Source organism: Thermomonas sp. LB-4 (genome assembly GCF_036409385.1).
Classification (GTDB): Bacteria; Pseudomonadota; Gammaproteobacteria; order Xanthomonadales; family Xanthomonadaceae; genus Thermomonas.
Genome location: NZ_JAXOFT010000008.1, coordinates 45,442 through 58,854, shown reverse-complemented (window position 1 = coordinate 58,854; position 13,413 = coordinate 45,442). Strand labels below are relative to the sequence as shown.

The window sequence follows — 13,413 nt, the reverse complement described above, 5'->3', positions numbered from 1 at the left end:
TGGTGTCAGGGACAATTTCTCCCCGTCACCGGAATGGAAAAGGCCGGCATGGAAATTGTCCCTGACACCATTTCTTACCTCGCCCTGGGCGACTCCTACACCATCGGCCAAAGCGTGGAGGCGGCAGGCCGCTGGCCGGTACAGCTGGCCGCGCGCCTGCGCGACGCGGGGATTGCCATCAGTGAGCCACGCATCATCGCCACCACCGGCTGGACCACGGACGAACTCTCGGCGGCCATGGACGCCGCCGAGCCGCTGGGCGAATGGGACTTCGTTTCGCTGCTGATCGGCGTCAACAACCAGTACCGCGGCCGCAGCGTGGACGATTACGTCGGCGAGTTCCATCGCCTGCTGCGTCGCGCGATCGCGCTGGCGGGCGGGCGCGCCGGCCGCGTGCTGGCGCTGTCGATCCCCGACTGGGGCGTGACCCCGTTCGCAGCGGACAGCGGCCGCGACCGCCAGGCCATCGCCGACGCGCTAGACGCCTACAACGCCGCCGCACGCGAGCTGTGCTTGGCCGAAGGCGTGGCCTTCGTGGACATCACCGCGATTTCCCGCACAGGTGAAGCCGCCGGGATGCTGGCGGAAGACGGCCTGCACCCCTCGGCGGCGCAGTACGCGCGCTGGGCCGAGGCAGCGCTGCCGGTCGCACTCGGCCTGCTGGCTGGCGGCGCTACAGCATCCGCCGGCTGATCAGCCCGTCGCGCCGCACCCACTGGTGCCAGAGCGCCGCCGCCGCGTGCAACGCGACCAGCGCGGACAGCAACCACACGCAGGCGAAGTGGACGTACCAGGCGATCGCCCGCCAGGTTTCGTCGTCGGCGGGCGGCACGAACAGCCTCGGCACCCGCAGCACGCCCAGCAGGTCGAGAGGCGCTTCCATCCAAACCCAGATCACGTAGCCGCTGATCGGCAGCAGGAACAGCAGCAGATACAGCCCGGCGTGGACGATATACGCCGCCCGGCGACGCCAGCGCGGCTCCCCGTCATCGGCCGGCGGCATGTGCCGCATCAGCCGGCAGGCGAGCCGCAGCGACATCAGTGTCAGCAGCACCATGCCGAGCTGGAAGTGGATACGCAGCAGGCGCATCCCGGCGTCGCCGTCGATGGCTTCTGATCCCCAGCCCAACGCGAGCTGGACGACCACGCCCGCCGCGACCGCCCAGTGCAGGCGCCGGAGGCAGGCGGGATGGCGTGCGCCGCTCATGGCGCCCGGCATTCGCGGTGGCCGGGCACGCCCTGCCCCAGCACGATGTCGCGCTCGACCTGCCAGCGTCCATCGACCATCACTGGCCGCAGGAAGCCGTTTCCGCCGGTGCCGTACGCCTCGCGCTGTTCTTCTGCGGACAGCTTGGGGTCGTCGAGGAACATCAGGTCGTCGATGTAGTAGGTGAAGCAGCCGGGTTCGAGCACGTGCATATGCACGTGTTCGGCCATCTCTTCGTCGGGGTAGCTGCCCGGCCGGATGGTGTCGATGGCGTAGCGGCCCTGCGCGTCGCTGCGCACCCAGCCGCGCAGGCGTCCATGACGCATGGCCTCACGACCGAGCCGCTGCGCCGGGCTCGGATAGATGCCTGTGCGATCGGTCTGGTAGGCGTAGACCACCACGCCGGCGCGGATGCGGCCGGAGCCGTCCAGTACCCGTCCGGAAATGCGCATCGGCACGCCGGGTTCGCCGGGAGGCGCAAGCCGGATGCTGGACGGAATCTCCGCCGGCATGCCGTCGAACACGGCTTCGCAGCCCTCGCAGGGATTGCCGATCACCGGCACCGGACGATTGATCGCCGTCGTGGCGGCATGATCGCTGGCTGGCGCGTCGCAGGCGGCGAGCAGGACGAGTGCGAACGCCAGGGTGGCGCGGGGAAGTGCGGGCATCGTTGTGGTCTCCTCGGGGGTGTCGAGGTAGGACGACCGCACCGCGACAACTGTTAACGGCGCTCGGGAACCGCCGTGCGCGCGCCAGTGAATGCCGCATCGTCTCCCGCCGGCAGCCCATCCGGCCATTGCAGCCACCAGCGCTTGGCGCGCGGATAGGGCAACGCGTTCCACCACGGATCCAGCGCGCCCGGCGCGCCGCGCAGCACCGCTTCGCGCGACGGCGCGGGCGCGCTTGCGAGGAACGCGCGCAAGCGATCGTACAGCGGGCCACCCGCCAACCGCGGGTGCCGCTGCAGCAGCGACAGCAGGCTGATGGCATCCTCTGGCCGCGCCTGCGCCAGCAACCGCTGGAGACGCGCATCGTCGGCCGGCAACACGCCACGCCGCGCGTCGAGTTCCGCCAGCGCCGCCACGAAACCGGCGCTTGCGCCAAGATCGTGCGGCGTTCCCGCCGCGCCGTCCGCGCGCAGGCGCACCGTGGCGCCCTGCGGCACCAGGGCTTCGCCGCCGCCGTTGCCGACCAGCACCCAGCCGCTGCGCACGGTCAGCGCGCCCGCGCCCGTGGCGTCGCTTTCCAGCGTGAACTCGCAACCCATGTCCAGCGCCTCGGTGCGCGGCAGGCGCACGCCGAAGTAGCCCGGCGGCGCCCACACCCGCGCCCACAGCCGGCCCTGCAGCAGTCGCACGCGATGCCGGCCGGAGCCGGTCTGCTCCAGCCGCAACCGCGAATCGGCAGCCAGCCGCAGCTCGCCGATCCGCGCGATCCGCAGGCGTGCGATGCCATCGTGGCCGGTGGCGATTTCGCCGCCGGCCGGCAAGCGTTCGCCGGCCCGCAGCGGCGCGCCCGCCATCCGCACCTGCCCGCGCAGGGCCGCCACGTCCCAGCCCCGATGCTCGGGCCAGGCCAGGCGATGCTGCAGCAGGATCGCGGCCGCCAGCGCGCATGCGGCGAGCGTCGCGGCCAGCCCCCAGGCGATGCGGAAATGGCGCGGGCGGCGGCGATGGCGCGGCGGCGCCGGTGCAAACATGGGCGCGATCGAAGTCACCTCCGGCGATTGCCCGCGCGGATGCGCATACGGCGCCAGCAGCCGCTCCAGGCGGCGAAGGTCCTCCTCGCCCTGCCCGGCCTTCGACCACAGGTAATCGTCATGGGGATTCATGGACACGCCTCCCGTCCGGTTCAGCCAGCGCCTGCCGCAGCAGCGCCATGCCGCGATGCAGGTTGACCCGCACGCTGCCGGGGGTCAGCCCGGTCAGCTCGGCAATCTCCGGGCCGCTCAGCCCTTCCACCAGCCGCAGCAGCAGCGGCTCGCGGTACGCCTCCGGCAGCCCGCGGATCGCGTGCAGCGCGCGCTCCGCATCCACCCGGTCCTCGTGGCTGGCGTGGACGGCGGTCGCCTCGATCTCCATGCCCATCGCCGGTGCGAACCGACGCCGTTCGTCCAGGCCAGCGCGGCGCGCCATGCTGGCGATCCAGCCGGGAAAGGCCGCGTCCTCGCGCAGGTCGGCCAGCCGGCGGAACGCGGTCTCGAACACGCGCTGGGCCAGGTCCTCGGCGTCGGCGTGCGCCGCGTAGCCCAGCAGGATGCCGTGCACCACCGGCGCGAAGCGGCGGTACAGGCGATCGAGCGCGCCGCCGTCTCCACGGCGCGCGGCTGCGACCAGCGCGGCGGTTGCCTCGTTCTCGACCAAGCGGTTCGTTCCGGATACCCCATACCGACGCGGCGATGGCGCCGAGCGTTAACAGGACGATACCCGCGACGCGCGGCGATGCCCGCACCCGCTCTGCCGGCTTGACCGGCGTCATCGGGGCAGCAACCGGCTCCGGCGTAGAATTGGCGGGGTCTCCCCCTTGCTGGAAGCTCCGCCATGTCCCTCGATCCCGCCCTGCGCGCCCGCATCGACGCCCTGCTGGCCGCCAACCCCGTTGTGCTGTTCCTGAAGGGCACGCCGGATGCGCCGCAGTGCGGCTTCTCGGCCAAGACCGCCGCGGCGATGGACGCCACCGGCGCCGACTACGCCCACGTCAACGTGCTGGCCGACCCGGAAATCCGCGAAGGCATCAAGGCCTATGGTGACTGGCCCACCATTCCGCAGCTGTACATCCGCGGCGAGCTGGTCGGTGGCTGCGACATCGTCACCCAGATGGCCGCCAGCGGCGAACTGCACGCCGCGCTGGGCCTGCCCGCGCCCGACCGCACTCCGCCGTCGATCACCATCACACCGGCCGCCGCGGAGATGCTGAAGCAGGCGCTGGCCAACGCCGGCGAGGGCTATGCGCTGCAGGTCGAAGTGGACAAGGGCTACAACGCGCGGCTGCAGCTGGCGCCGGTGGACGATGGCGCCATCGCCAGCGAATCCGCCGGCATCCGTGCCCAGTTCGACCTGGTCAGCGCGCAGCGCGCGCGCGGGATGACCATCGACTGGGCCGACGACGCCCGTGGCAAGGGTCTGGTGATCGACAACCCCAACGCGCCGCCGAAGGTGAAGGCGCTGACCCCGGCGCAGGTGCGCGAGCGCGTGCAGGCCGGCAGCCTGGTGCTGGTGGACGTGCGCCCGGCGGACGAGCGCGCGCTGGCGGAGGCGCCGGTCGCCTATCGCCACTTCGACGATGGTGTGGAGGAAATCGAGGCGCTGCCGAAGGACACCGCGCTGGCCTTCCTGTGCCAGGCCGGCGCGCGCAGCGCGCAGGCGGCGGAGCACTTCCGCGCGCTGGGCTTCAAGGAGCTCTACAACGTGGCCGGCGGCATCGTGGCCTGGGCCGACCTGGACCCGGCGGTGCCGCGCTACTGACGGTCGGCGGGACGCCGCTCCCCCTCCTTCGTGGGAGCGCACCGCAGGGGCGCGAACGCTCTTCGTCGGATCATCCAAAGAGCATCGCGCCCCTACGGCGCGCTCCTACGGATTACCGCTGTAGCGACGAAGAAACTCAGAACCCGCCGCCGGCATCCAGCCAGGCCTGCTCGGCGGGCATGTTGACCCGGCCCAGTGCGGCATTGCGATGCGGGAAGCGGCCGAACTGCGCAATCACGTCGCGGTGCGCCAGCGCGTAGCCCAGCAGATTGGAATCCCCCAGCGCGGTGAACAGCTCCACCGCGCGCTGCTGGTCGGCCATCGCTTCGGAATGCTCGAACGGCAGGTAGAAGAAGAACCGCAGCGCTGGCTCGATCTGCGCATCGAAACCGGTCTCGATGGCGCGCGTGGCGAAGTGCAGCGCCAGCGGATCGGTGGCGAAGGCGTGGCCGCTGCCGCGGAAGATGTTGCGCGGGATCTGGTCCAGCAGCAGCACCAGCGCCAGCGCGCCGTCGGCCGTTTCCATCCAGCCATCGTGCTCGCGGCGGGCGGCGGCGAAATGCGCGTCCTGCCAGCGCGCGCGGCATTCCTCGTCGAAGGCGACCCCGCCACCGAACCATTTGCCCATGCCCGCCTCGCGCCAGAACGCGAGCAGCTCCTTCGATACGGTCATTGGCAGCCCTCCATGGCGCAACAATAACGGCTTCGGGAACCCCTAGCCCGGCCATCCGTGGCCGCGCGTTCACCAAGACTGCGCGGCGGTGCCGCGCAAAGCACGCCCTGGCTCACTCGTCGAACCGCAGGTGCCGCACCGACTTGCCGTTGCGCCGGATCAGCTTCAGCGACTCGATGCCGACCTTGATGTGGTTGCGGACGAACTCGGCGGACACGCGGGCATCGCTGGCCTCGGTCTTCACGCCTTCCGGGATCATCGGCTGGTCCGACACCAGCAGCAGCGCGCCGCAGGGGATGCGGTTGGCGAAACCGGCGGCGAAGATGGTCGCGGTCTCCATGTCGATGGCCATGCAGCGCATCGCCCGCAAGCGTTCCTTGAACGCATCGTCGTGCTCCCAGACCCGGCGGTTGGTGGTGAACACGGTGCCGGTCCAGTAGTCCAGCTCCATGTCGCGGATGCTGGTGGAGATCACCCGCTGCAGGGCGAACGCGGGCAGCGCCGGCACCTGCGGCGGCAGGTAGTCGTCGCTGGTGCCTTCGCCGCGGATCGCGGCGATCGGCAGCACCAGGTCGCCCAGCTGGTTCTTCTTCTTCAGCCCGCCGCATTTGCCCAGGAACAGCACCGCCTTCGGGCAGATGGCCGACAGCAGGTCCATCACCGTGGCGGCGTTCGGGCTGCCCATGCCGAAATTGATCAGGGTGATGCCGTCGGCGGTGGCGCTGGGCATCGGCCGGTCGACGCCGACCACCGGCGCGCCGGTCATTTCCGAGAAGTGCGACAGATAGCCGCCGAAATTGGTCAGCAGGATGTGTTGCCCGAAGCTCTCCAGCGGCACCCCGGTGTAGCGCGGCAGCCAGTTGTCGACGATTTCCTGTTTGCTCTTCATCGCGGTCCTTTTCCGTTTCCCGGATTCTAAGCCCGGCCCCATGACCTCGGTCATGTGGCGGCCCGGGCGCGATGACGCTAGGGTGCGTGCATCGTTTTTCCGCACCAGGGGAACCACCGCATGAAACCGTTGACCGCCGCCGTGCTGGCGGCGCTGCTGGCCGGCTGCGCCAGTGCGCCGCAGAAGCCGGCATCGCCCGCCAAGCCCTACGACTTCGCCGCCGACCCGTATCCCAGTACCTACCAGCGGATCGCCTCGCCGCCGGTGCTGCTGCAGGGCGCTACGGTGCTCATCGGCAACGGCCAGCGACTGGACAATGCGGACGTGCTGATGCGCGACGGCAAAATCGTCGCGGTCGGCAACGGACTTGAAACCACTGCCGACGCACTTCGCGTCGATGCCAGCGGCAAGTGGATCACGCCCGGCATCATCGACATCCATTCGCACCTGGGCGTGTACGCCAGCCCCGGCGCCAGCGCCCACAGCGACGGCAACGAGGCCACCGCGCCGGTGACCGCGCAGGTCTGGGCCGAACACTCGGTCTGGCCGCAGGATCCGGGGTTCCACGCCGCGCTGGCCGGCGGCGTGACCGCGCTGCAGATCCTGCCCGGCAGCGCCAACCTGATCGGCGGCCGCGGCGTCACCCTGAAGAACGTCTCCGCCACCACCTACCAGGGCATGAAGTTCCCCGGCGCGCCCTGGGGCCTGAAGATGGCCTGCGGCGAGAACCCCAAGCGCGTCTACGGCCAGCGCGGCGGCCCGTCCACCCGCATGGGCAACGTGGCCGGCTACCGCGCGGCGTTCGCCGATGCCGCCGACTACATGAAGAAGCGCAAGGCCGGCGGCAAGGACGCGGAGGCCAAGCGCGACCTGAAGCTGGACACCCTGGCCGGCGCCATCAACGGCGACATCCGGGTCAACATCCACTGCTACCGCGCCGACGAGATGGCGATCATGCTCGACCTCGCCAAGGAATTCGGCTTCAAGATCGCCGCCTTCCACCACGGCGTGGAGGCCTACAAGATCGCCGACCGGCTGGCCGCGGAGGGCGTCTGCGGCGCGCTGTGGGCGGACTGGTGGGGCTTCAAGATGGAAAGCTTCGACGGCATCCAGGAGAACATCGCGCTGGTCGACCGCGTGCCCGGCGGCTGCGCGATCGTGCATTCCGATTCCGCCGAAGGCATCCAGCGGCTCAACCAGGAGGCGGCCAAGGTGATCGCCAACGCCGGCCGCGTGGGCATCCGCATCAGCCCCGAACACGCGATCCAGTGGCTCACCCGCAACCCCGCCAAGGCGATGGGCATCGACGACCAGACCGGCACCCTGGAGTCCGGCAAGATGGCCGACGTGGTGGTGTGGAACGGCAATCCGTTCAGCAGCTTCGCGCGGGCCGAGCAGGTCTACGTGGACGGCGCGCGGCTGTACGACCGCCGCGATCCGGCACGGCAGCCGACCTCGGACTTCCTGCTCGGGCAGGAGATCGTGTCGGGAGGTGTGCGATGAACGCCCGCATCATCAAGCGCCTCGCGCTGGCGTCGGCGCTGTTCGCCGCCTGCGGCCTGGCGCAGGCCCAGGACCTGCTGATCCGCAACGCCACCGTGCATACCGCCAGCGCGCGCGGCACCCTGCGCAACACCGACGTGCTGGTGAAGCAGGGCCGCATCGCCGCCATCGGCAATGGCCTTGCCGCCGGCAACGCGCCGGTGGTGGATGCCCAAGGCCAGTCGCTGACGCCGGCGCTGTTCGGCGGCATCACCGACATCGGCGTGGAGGAGGTGTCCGGCGAGTCATCCACCGTCGACGCCGCCCTGGCCCTCGGCGCCAACGCCGCCGACATGCAGGTGCGGCCGGAGTTCGACGTCACCCTGGCCTACAACCCGGAATCGGTGCTGGTGCCGGTGGCGCGGGTGGAAGGCGTCGGCTGGACCCTGCTGTCGGCCGGCAGCCGCCCCGGCGGCTCGCTGATCGGCGGCCAGGGCGGCATGGTGCGGCTGGACGGCAGCCTGCACGCGGTGGGCCCGCGCGCGCTGTTCGTCACACTCGGCGGCGCCGGCGCCAACCTCAGCGGCAGCTCGCGCGCGGCGCAATGGATGCTGCTCGACCAGCTGATCGACGAGGCGCGCGGGCGCATTCCGCCGGACTCGCGGTTCGCCCTGCTCACCCCTGCCGGCCGCACAACGCTGGCGAAGTACCTGGACGGCGGCGGCCGGGTGCTGGCGCGGGTGCAGCGCGCTGCCGACATCGCCCGCCTGTTGCGCTGGGCCAAGCAGCGCGGCGTGCGGGTGGCGCTGGTCGGCGCGGCGGAAGGCTGGAAGGTGGCCCCGCAGATCGCGGCGGCCGGCGTGCCGGTGTTCGTCGACGTGCTGGCCAACCTGCCAGGCGATTTCGACGAGATCGGCGCCAGCCTGGAGAACGCCTCACGCCTGCACGCGGCGGGGGTGAAGGTGTCGTTCTTCCAGGGCGGCGACGCTTCGCACAACGCGCGCAAGCTGCGCCAGCTGGCCGGCAACGCGGTGGCCAACGGTCTGCCGTGGGAAGCGGGCCTGGCCGGCCTGACCTCGGTGCCGGCCGCGGCGCTGGGCGCGGACGGCGAGATCGGCGCGGCCATCGAAATCGGCCAGCGCGCCGACCTGGTGCTGTGGAGCGGCGATCCGCTGGACGTCGCCAGCGTGGCCCGGCAGCTGTGGCTGGACGGCCGCGCGATCCCGATGCGCAGCCGCCAGACCGAGCTGCGCGACCGCTACCTGCGCGCAGCCGGCACGCCGCAGGAAGGCCAGCTGCCGCGCGCCTATCCGGCCGAAGCACGCTGACCCAACCGAACGAAGCCCGGGCGCGGCGTCCTTCACGGAAGACGGCCGCCGCGCCGCGGCGCCGGACAGGGCCTCTCCCCCTGCAACGGCGATGGCCAGCAGCTGAACGGCGGCGCTGCCCCAGACGCACCGCCGCTGCCCGTCCACATGCAAGCTCGTCCGACTTGCGGTACGGTCATTGGGACTGAACGGGGGCTGGAGAACAACATGCGCATCGGGATCGTCGCGGATTCGGCCTGCGACCTGCCAACAGACCTCATCGAGCGCGAGAACATCACCATCCTGCCGGTGACGGTGCAGATCGGGCAGGCGGTGCTGGCCGACGTGCGCAACGAGGAAGCGACGATGAACTTCCTCAGCGGCGAGACCGCCGCGCGGGCGTTCGAGGCGGAAACCACGCCGTTCACCGTGCAGCAGGTGCATGACCTGTTCCTCAGCCAGCTGGTGCACGACTACGACTACGTGTTCTGCATCACCACCACCAGTACCCGCAGCGCCATTTTCGACAACGCGCAGCAGGCCAGCTTCACCATCCTCAACGATTACAAGCAGGTGCGCGCCGCCTCCGGCAACACCACGCCGTTCGCGCTGCGGGTGATCGACAGCCAGAACGTGTTCGCCGGGGTCGGCGTGCCGGTGATCGAAGCGGTGCGCATGCGCGCCGCCGGCGAGTCGCCGCCGCGGATCCGCGCGCACCTGGAGGCCATCGCCAGCAAGACCCATGCCTACATGGTGCCGCCGGACCTCAACTACCTGCGCAACCGCATCAAGAAGCGCGGCGACAAGAGCGTGAGCTTCCTCAGCGCGGCGCTGGGCACGGCGCTGGACATCAAGCCGATCCTGCACTGCAACCAGGGCGAAACCGGCCCGGTCGGCAAGGTCAAGGGGTTCGACGCGGCCAGCCGCAAGCTGTTCGACTTCACCGCCGAGCGGGTGGCGTCCGGGCTGCTGGCCCCCACCGTCAACCTCTGCTATGGCGGCGCGCTGGACGAGATGCGCGCGCTGCCCGGCTACCAGCACCTGCGCGACGTATGCAAGGATCGCGGGGTGGAGGTGTTCGAAAGCTTCATGGGCCTGTCCGGGTTGGTGAACGTGGGCCGCGGCGCGCTGGTGGTGGCGTTCGCGGCGCAGCCGCACCGCTTCGGCTGACCCGTGACGACGCATCCACGGCCAGGCTGCTAGCCTCTGGACTCACTTCCCGGGATCGCCCATGACCACTCGATACTACATCCGCCTGCCCAACCCGGACGAGGCCCGCGGCAACGACCCCGACCTGAGCTTCCGCTCGCGCGGCGCGGAGGGGTTCGCCGAAGAGTTGCAGCACGCACTGCGCAACGACGCCCTGTTCCTGCGCTGGCAGGCCAAGCAGGAGGAGCCGGACGACGTCGATCCAGCCCTGTCCGCCACCGACCCGGCCGCCATCGTCACCGGCCAGCAGGACGACCTGCACATCGACCTGGTAGTGGATACCCGGCTGTCCTCGGCGCTGCTGCGCCAGCGCATGGCGCTGCTGGCCGGCAGCCACTGGCAGCTGCGCGACGTGACCGCCGCCTGAGCCGGTTGCCAGCTCCATGATTCCCGCGCTGCTGTCCTGGAGCGGCGGCAAGGACGCTGCCTGGGCCCTGCACGCGCTGCGCGCGCAAGGCCAGGTCGAGGTGGTGGGCCTGCTCACCACGCTGACCGAAGGCTTCGACCGCGTGTCGATGCAGGGCATCCGTCGCGACGTCCTGCACGCGCAGGCCCGCGCCGCCGGCCTGCCGCTGATCGAAACCTGGATTCCGCAGGCCGCCGACAATGCGAGCTATGTAGCCAGCTTCACCGGCGGATTGGCGCGTGCGCAAGCGCGCTGGCCGGGGCTTGCACACATCGCCTACGGTGACCTGCTGCTGGCCGACATCCGCGCCTGGCGCGAAGCCCTGTGCGCAGACCTGGGCTGGACTCCGCTGTTCCCGCTGTTCGGCAGCGACACCGCGACGCTGGCGCAGGAGATGGTCGAAGGCGGCCTGCGCGCGCACCTGTGCTGCGTGGATACCACCCAGCTGGACGCGGGCTTCGCCGGGCGGCCGTTCGATGCCGCGTTGCTGGAAGCCCTGCCCGCCGGCATCGACCCCTGCGGCGAGAACGGCGAATTCCATACCTGCGTATACGCGGGACCGATGTTCGCCGCGCCGCTGGCGCTGCAGCGCGGCGACACCGTGCTGCGCGACGAGCGCTTCACCTACACCGACTTCCTCCTCGACGGGCCGGGAACCTCCGGGACCGTCCTGTAGCTGCAGCTTCGGCCGCGGCCTGCCCCCGCGATGCCCATGGCTCGCACAATGGCGGCCGAAGCCGCTCCCGCGGTCCGGACTCGGAAGCCGGCCTACGCTTTCAGCGCCGCCGCATGATGGGCGATGTGCTCGCCGATGAAGCTGGTGATGAAGTAGTAGCTGTGGTCGTAACCCGGCTGCATGCGCAGGTAGACGGGATACCCCGCCGCATCGGCGGCCTCCTTCAGTCGCCACGGCTGCAGCTGGGCGTCCAGGAATTCGTCCGACTCGCCCTGATCGATGAGCATCGGCAGCCGGTCCGCTGCCGCGCCGATCAGCTGGCTGGCGTCGTACTGCGCCCACGCCGCGCGATCCTCGCCGAGATAGGCGGCAAAGGCCTTCTGCCCCCACGGCACCGCCGACGGCGCCACGATCGGCGAGAACGCCGACACGCTGCGGTAGCGGCCCGGCTTCGACAGCGCCAACACCAGCGCGCCGTGGCCGCCCATCGAATGCCCGCTGATCGCACGCGCATCCGTCACCGGGAAATGTGCTTCCACCAATGCCGGCAACTCGTCGGCCACGTAATCGAACATGCGGTAATGCGCCGCCCACGGCGCCTGCGTGGCGTTGACGTAGAAGCCGGCGCCCTTGCCGAGGTCGTAACCGTCGGCATCCGCCACGCCGTCGCCGCGCGGACTGGTGTCCGGGCAGACGATGGCGACGCCGTGTTCCGCCGCGTAGCGCTGGGCGCCGGCCTTGGTGATGAAGTTCTGCTCGCTGCAGGTCAGGCCCGACAGCCAGTACAGCACCGGCACCAGGCCGTCCTGCGCCTGCGGCGGCAGGTAGATCGCGAACGTCATGTCGCAGCCGAGCACCGCCGAGCGGTGCCGGTACACGTCCTGCCAGCCGCCGAAGCAGGCGCGGTGTTCAAGGCGTTCCATTGTGTTCTCCAGGAAAGCGCCTCCCGTTGGCCGAAGGCCACGGGAGGCTTGGCCATCAGAAATGCACGACCGAGCGGATCGACTTGCCTTCGTGCATCAGCTCGAACGCTTCGTTGATGGCCTCCAGGCCCATCGTATGGGTCACGAACGGCGCCAGCCGGATCTCGCCGGCCATCGCCTCCTCCACCATGCCCGGCAGCTGGCTGCGGCCCTTCACGCCGCCGAACGCGGTGCCCAGCCACTTGCGCCCGGTGACCAGCTGGAACGGGCGGGTGCTGATCTCCTGCCCCGCGCCGGCCACGCCGATGATCACGCTCTGGCCCCAGCCGCGGTGGGCGCATTCCAGCGCCGCGCGCATCACGTTGACGTTGCCGATGCATTCGAAGGAATGATCCACGCCCCAGCCGGTCATCTCCACGATCACCTGCTGGATCGGCTTGTCGAAGTCCTTGGGGTTCACGCAGTCGGTGGCGCCCATGTCGCGGGCCATGTCGAACTTCGACGGATTGGTGTCGATGGCGATGATCCGCCCCGCCTTCGCCCGCTTCGCGCCCTGGATCACCGCCAGCCCGATGCCGCCGAGGCCGAACACCGCGACCGAATCGCCTTCCTGCACCTTGGCGGTGTTCTGCACCGCGCCCAGGCCGGTGGTGACGCCGCAGCCCAGCAGGCAGACCTGCTCATGGTTCGCTTCGGGGTTGATCTTCGCCAGCGAAACCTCGGCCACCACCGTGTATTCGCTGAAGGTGCTGCAGCCCATGTAGTGGTACAGCGGCTGGCCGTTGTAGGAAAAGCGCGTGGTGCCGTCCGGCATCACGCCCTTGCCCTGGGTGGCCCGCACGGCCGTGCACAGGTTGGTCTTGCCGGACTTGCAGAACAGGCACTCGCCGCACTCGGCGGTGTACAGCGGGATCACGTGGTCGCCGGGCTGCACGCTGGTCACGCCCTCGCCCACTTCCACCACCACTCCTGCTCCCTCGTGGCCCAGCACGCAGGGGAACAGGCCCTCCGGGTCGTCGCCCGACAGCGTGAACGCATCGGTGTGGCAGACGCCGGTGTGGGTGATCTTCACCAGCACCTCGCCCGCTTTCGGCGGGGCGACGTCGATCTCGACGATCTGCAAGGGTTGGCCAGCGGCGAAGGCGACGGCGGCACGGGATTTCATGGCATGGCTCCG

Annotated in this window: 15 protein-coding genes; 7 read left to right on the top strand and 8 right to left on the bottom strand. The window is 70.4% G+C overall.

Annotated features, from left to right (window positions below; all coding sequences use genetic code 11):
* Positions 1-48: 48 nt before the first annotated feature.
* Positions 49-693 carry an SGNH/GDSL hydrolase family protein gene (locus SPK54_RS07745; RefSeq protein WP_330947345.1) on the top strand — a complete coding sequence of 215 codons (645 nt, stop codon included), beginning with the start codon at positions 49-51 and terminating at the stop codon, positions 691-693.
* Here SPK54_RS07745 and SPK54_RS07740 read toward each other — a convergent pair.
* Genes SPK54_RS07740 through SPK54_RS07725 form a run of 4 tightly spaced genes read right to left on the bottom strand, consistent with a single transcriptional unit; the run spans position 674 to position 3,570 of the window.
* Entirely contained in the window at positions 674-1,207 is a 534-nt protein-coding gene (locus SPK54_RS07740) for a cytochrome b/b6 domain-containing protein (RefSeq protein ID WP_330947344.1), read from the bottom strand. The two genes, SPK54_RS07745 and SPK54_RS07740, sit on opposite strands and share 20 nt — an antisense overlap.
* Positions 1,204-1,875 carry a hypothetical protein gene (locus SPK54_RS07735; RefSeq protein WP_330947343.1) on the bottom strand — a complete coding sequence of 224 codons (672 nt, stop codon included), beginning with the start codon at positions 1,873-1,875 and terminating at the stop codon, positions 1,204-1,206. Before SPK54_RS07735 ends, SPK54_RS07740 begins: the two co-directional genes overlap by 4 nt.
* Before the next feature lie 53 nt (positions 1,876-1,928).
* Complete coding sequence (locus SPK54_RS07730) at positions 1,929-3,038, bottom strand: FecR domain-containing protein (protein ID WP_330947342.1); 1,110 nt, start codon at positions 3,036-3,038, stop codon at positions 1,929-1,931.
* A complete protein-coding gene (locus tag SPK54_RS07725) occupies positions 3,025-3,570 on the bottom strand; it encodes a sigma-70 family RNA polymerase sigma factor (protein WP_330947341.1) in 546 nt (181 codons plus the stop codon). Before SPK54_RS07725 ends, SPK54_RS07730 begins: the two co-directional genes overlap by 14 nt.
* 177 nt (positions 3,571-3,747) lie before the next feature.
* Here SPK54_RS07725 and grxD point away from each other — a divergent pair, with 177 nt between their 5' ends.
* Complete coding sequence (gene grxD, locus SPK54_RS07720) at positions 3,748-4,671, top strand: Grx4 family monothiol glutaredoxin (RefSeq protein WP_330947340.1); 924 nt, start codon at positions 3,748-3,750, stop codon at positions 4,669-4,671.
* A gap of 136 nt (positions 4,672-4,807) precedes the next feature.
* Here the strand turns inward: grxD and SPK54_RS07715 are convergent, their stop codons facing one another.
* Together SPK54_RS07715 and SPK54_RS07710 are read right to left on the bottom strand one after the other, a co-directional pair.
* Positions 4,808-5,344, bottom strand: a complete 537-nt coding sequence (locus SPK54_RS07715; protein WP_330947339.1) for a DUF924 family protein — start codon at positions 5,342-5,344, stop codon at positions 4,808-4,810.
* Positions 5,345-5,456: 112 nt separating this feature from the next.
* Complete coding sequence (locus SPK54_RS07710) at positions 5,457-6,233, bottom strand: AMP nucleosidase (protein WP_330947338.1); 777 nt, start codon at positions 6,231-6,233, stop codon at positions 5,457-5,459.
* Between the two features lie 120 nt (positions 6,234-6,353).
* Here SPK54_RS07710 and SPK54_RS07705 point away from each other — a divergent pair, with 120 nt between their 5' ends.
* From SPK54_RS07705 to SPK54_RS07685, 5 genes are all read left to right on the top strand, one after another.
* A complete protein-coding gene (locus SPK54_RS07705; protein WP_330947337.1) occupies positions 6,354-7,736 on the top strand; it encodes an amidohydrolase in 1,383 nt (460 codons plus the stop codon).
* Entirely contained in the window at positions 7,733-9,043 is a 1,311-nt protein-coding gene (locus tag SPK54_RS07700) for an amidohydrolase (RefSeq protein ID WP_330947336.1), read from the top strand. The genes SPK54_RS07705 and SPK54_RS07700 overlap by 4 nt, the downstream gene beginning before the upstream one ends.
* Positions 9,044-9,250: 207 nt before the next feature.
* Positions 9,251-10,192 (top strand): DegV family protein, encoded by a 942-nt coding sequence (locus SPK54_RS07695; RefSeq protein ID WP_330947335.1) that lies wholly within the window; start codon positions 9,251-9,253, stop codon positions 10,190-10,192.
* A 61-nt stretch (positions 10,193-10,253) separates the two neighbouring features.
* Positions 10,254-10,598, top strand: a complete 345-nt coding sequence (locus SPK54_RS07690) for a hypothetical protein (protein WP_330947334.1) — start codon at positions 10,254-10,256, stop codon at positions 10,596-10,598.
* A 16-nt stretch (positions 10,599-10,614) separates the two neighbouring features.
* Complete coding sequence (locus SPK54_RS07685; protein ID WP_330947333.1) at positions 10,615-11,313, top strand: ATP-binding protein; 699 nt, start codon at positions 10,615-10,617, stop codon at positions 11,311-11,313.
* A 92-nt stretch (positions 11,314-11,405) separates the two neighbouring features.
* On the opposite strand, the gene fghA is transcribed toward SPK54_RS07685, so the two are convergent.
* Both fghA and SPK54_RS07675 read right to left on the bottom strand, forming a co-directional pair.
* A complete protein-coding gene (gene fghA, locus SPK54_RS07680) occupies positions 11,406-12,236 on the bottom strand; it encodes an S-formylglutathione hydrolase (RefSeq protein WP_330947332.1) in 831 nt (276 codons plus the stop codon).
* A 55-nt stretch (positions 12,237-12,291) separates the two neighbouring features.
* Positions 12,292-13,401 (bottom strand): S-(hydroxymethyl)glutathione dehydrogenase/class III alcohol dehydrogenase, encoded by a 1,110-nt coding sequence (locus tag SPK54_RS07675; RefSeq protein WP_330947331.1) that lies wholly within the window; start codon positions 13,399-13,401, stop codon positions 12,292-12,294.
* Positions 13,402-13,413: the final 12 nt, after the last annotated feature.

Excerpts from the sequence above, each read along its gene's own strand:
- SPK54_RS07685 (WP_330947333.1), top strand. The coding sequence starts at position 10,615 with ATGATTCCCGCGCTGCTGTCCTGGAGCGGCGGCAAGGACGCTGCCTGG.
- SPK54_RS07745 (WP_330947345.1), top strand. The coding sequence starts at position 49 with ATGGAAATTGTCCCTGACACCATTTCTTACCTCGCCCTGGGCGACTCC.
- SPK54_RS07690 (WP_330947334.1), top strand. The coding sequence starts at position 10,254 with ATGACCACTCGATACTACATCCGCCTGCCCAACCCGGACGAGGCCCGC.
- grxD (WP_330947340.1), top strand. The coding sequence starts at position 3,748 with ATGTCCCTCGATCCCGCCCTGCGCGCCCGCATCGACGCCCTGCTGGCC.
- SPK54_RS07740 (WP_330947344.1), bottom strand. The coding sequence starts at position 1,207 with ATGAGCGGCGCACGCCATCCCGCCTGCCTCCGGCGCCTGCACTGGGCG.
- SPK54_RS07695 (WP_330947335.1), top strand. The coding sequence starts at position 9,251 with ATGCGCATCGGGATCGTCGCGGATTCGGCCTGCGACCTGCCAACAGAC.
- SPK54_RS07715 (WP_330947339.1), bottom strand. The coding sequence starts at position 5,344 with ATGACCGTATCGAAGGAGCTGCTCGCGTTCTGGCGCGAGGCGGGCATG.
- SPK54_RS07675 (WP_330947331.1), bottom strand. The coding sequence starts at position 13,401 with ATGAAATCCCGTGCCGCCGTCGCCTTCGCCGCTGGCCAACCCTTGCAG.
- SPK54_RS07700 (WP_330947336.1), top strand. The coding sequence starts at position 7,733 with ATGAACGCCCGCATCATCAAGCGCCTCGCGCTGGCGTCGGCGCTGTTC.
- SPK54_RS07710 (WP_330947338.1), bottom strand. The coding sequence starts at position 6,233 with ATGAAGAGCAAACAGGAAATCGTCGACAACTGGCTGCCGCGCTACACC.
- SPK54_RS07730 (WP_330947342.1), bottom strand. The coding sequence starts at position 3,038 with ATGAATCCCCATGACGATTACCTGTGGTCGAAGGCCGGGCAGGGCGAG.
- SPK54_RS07705 (WP_330947337.1), top strand. The coding sequence starts at position 6,354 with ATGAAACCGTTGACCGCCGCCGTGCTGGCGGCGCTGCTGGCCGGCTGC.
- fghA (WP_330947332.1), bottom strand. The coding sequence starts at position 12,236 with ATGGAACGCCTTGAACACCGCGCCTGCTTCGGCGGCTGGCAGGACGTG.
- SPK54_RS07735 (WP_330947343.1), bottom strand. The coding sequence starts at position 1,875 with ATGCCCGCACTTCCCCGCGCCACCCTGGCGTTCGCACTCGTCCTGCTC.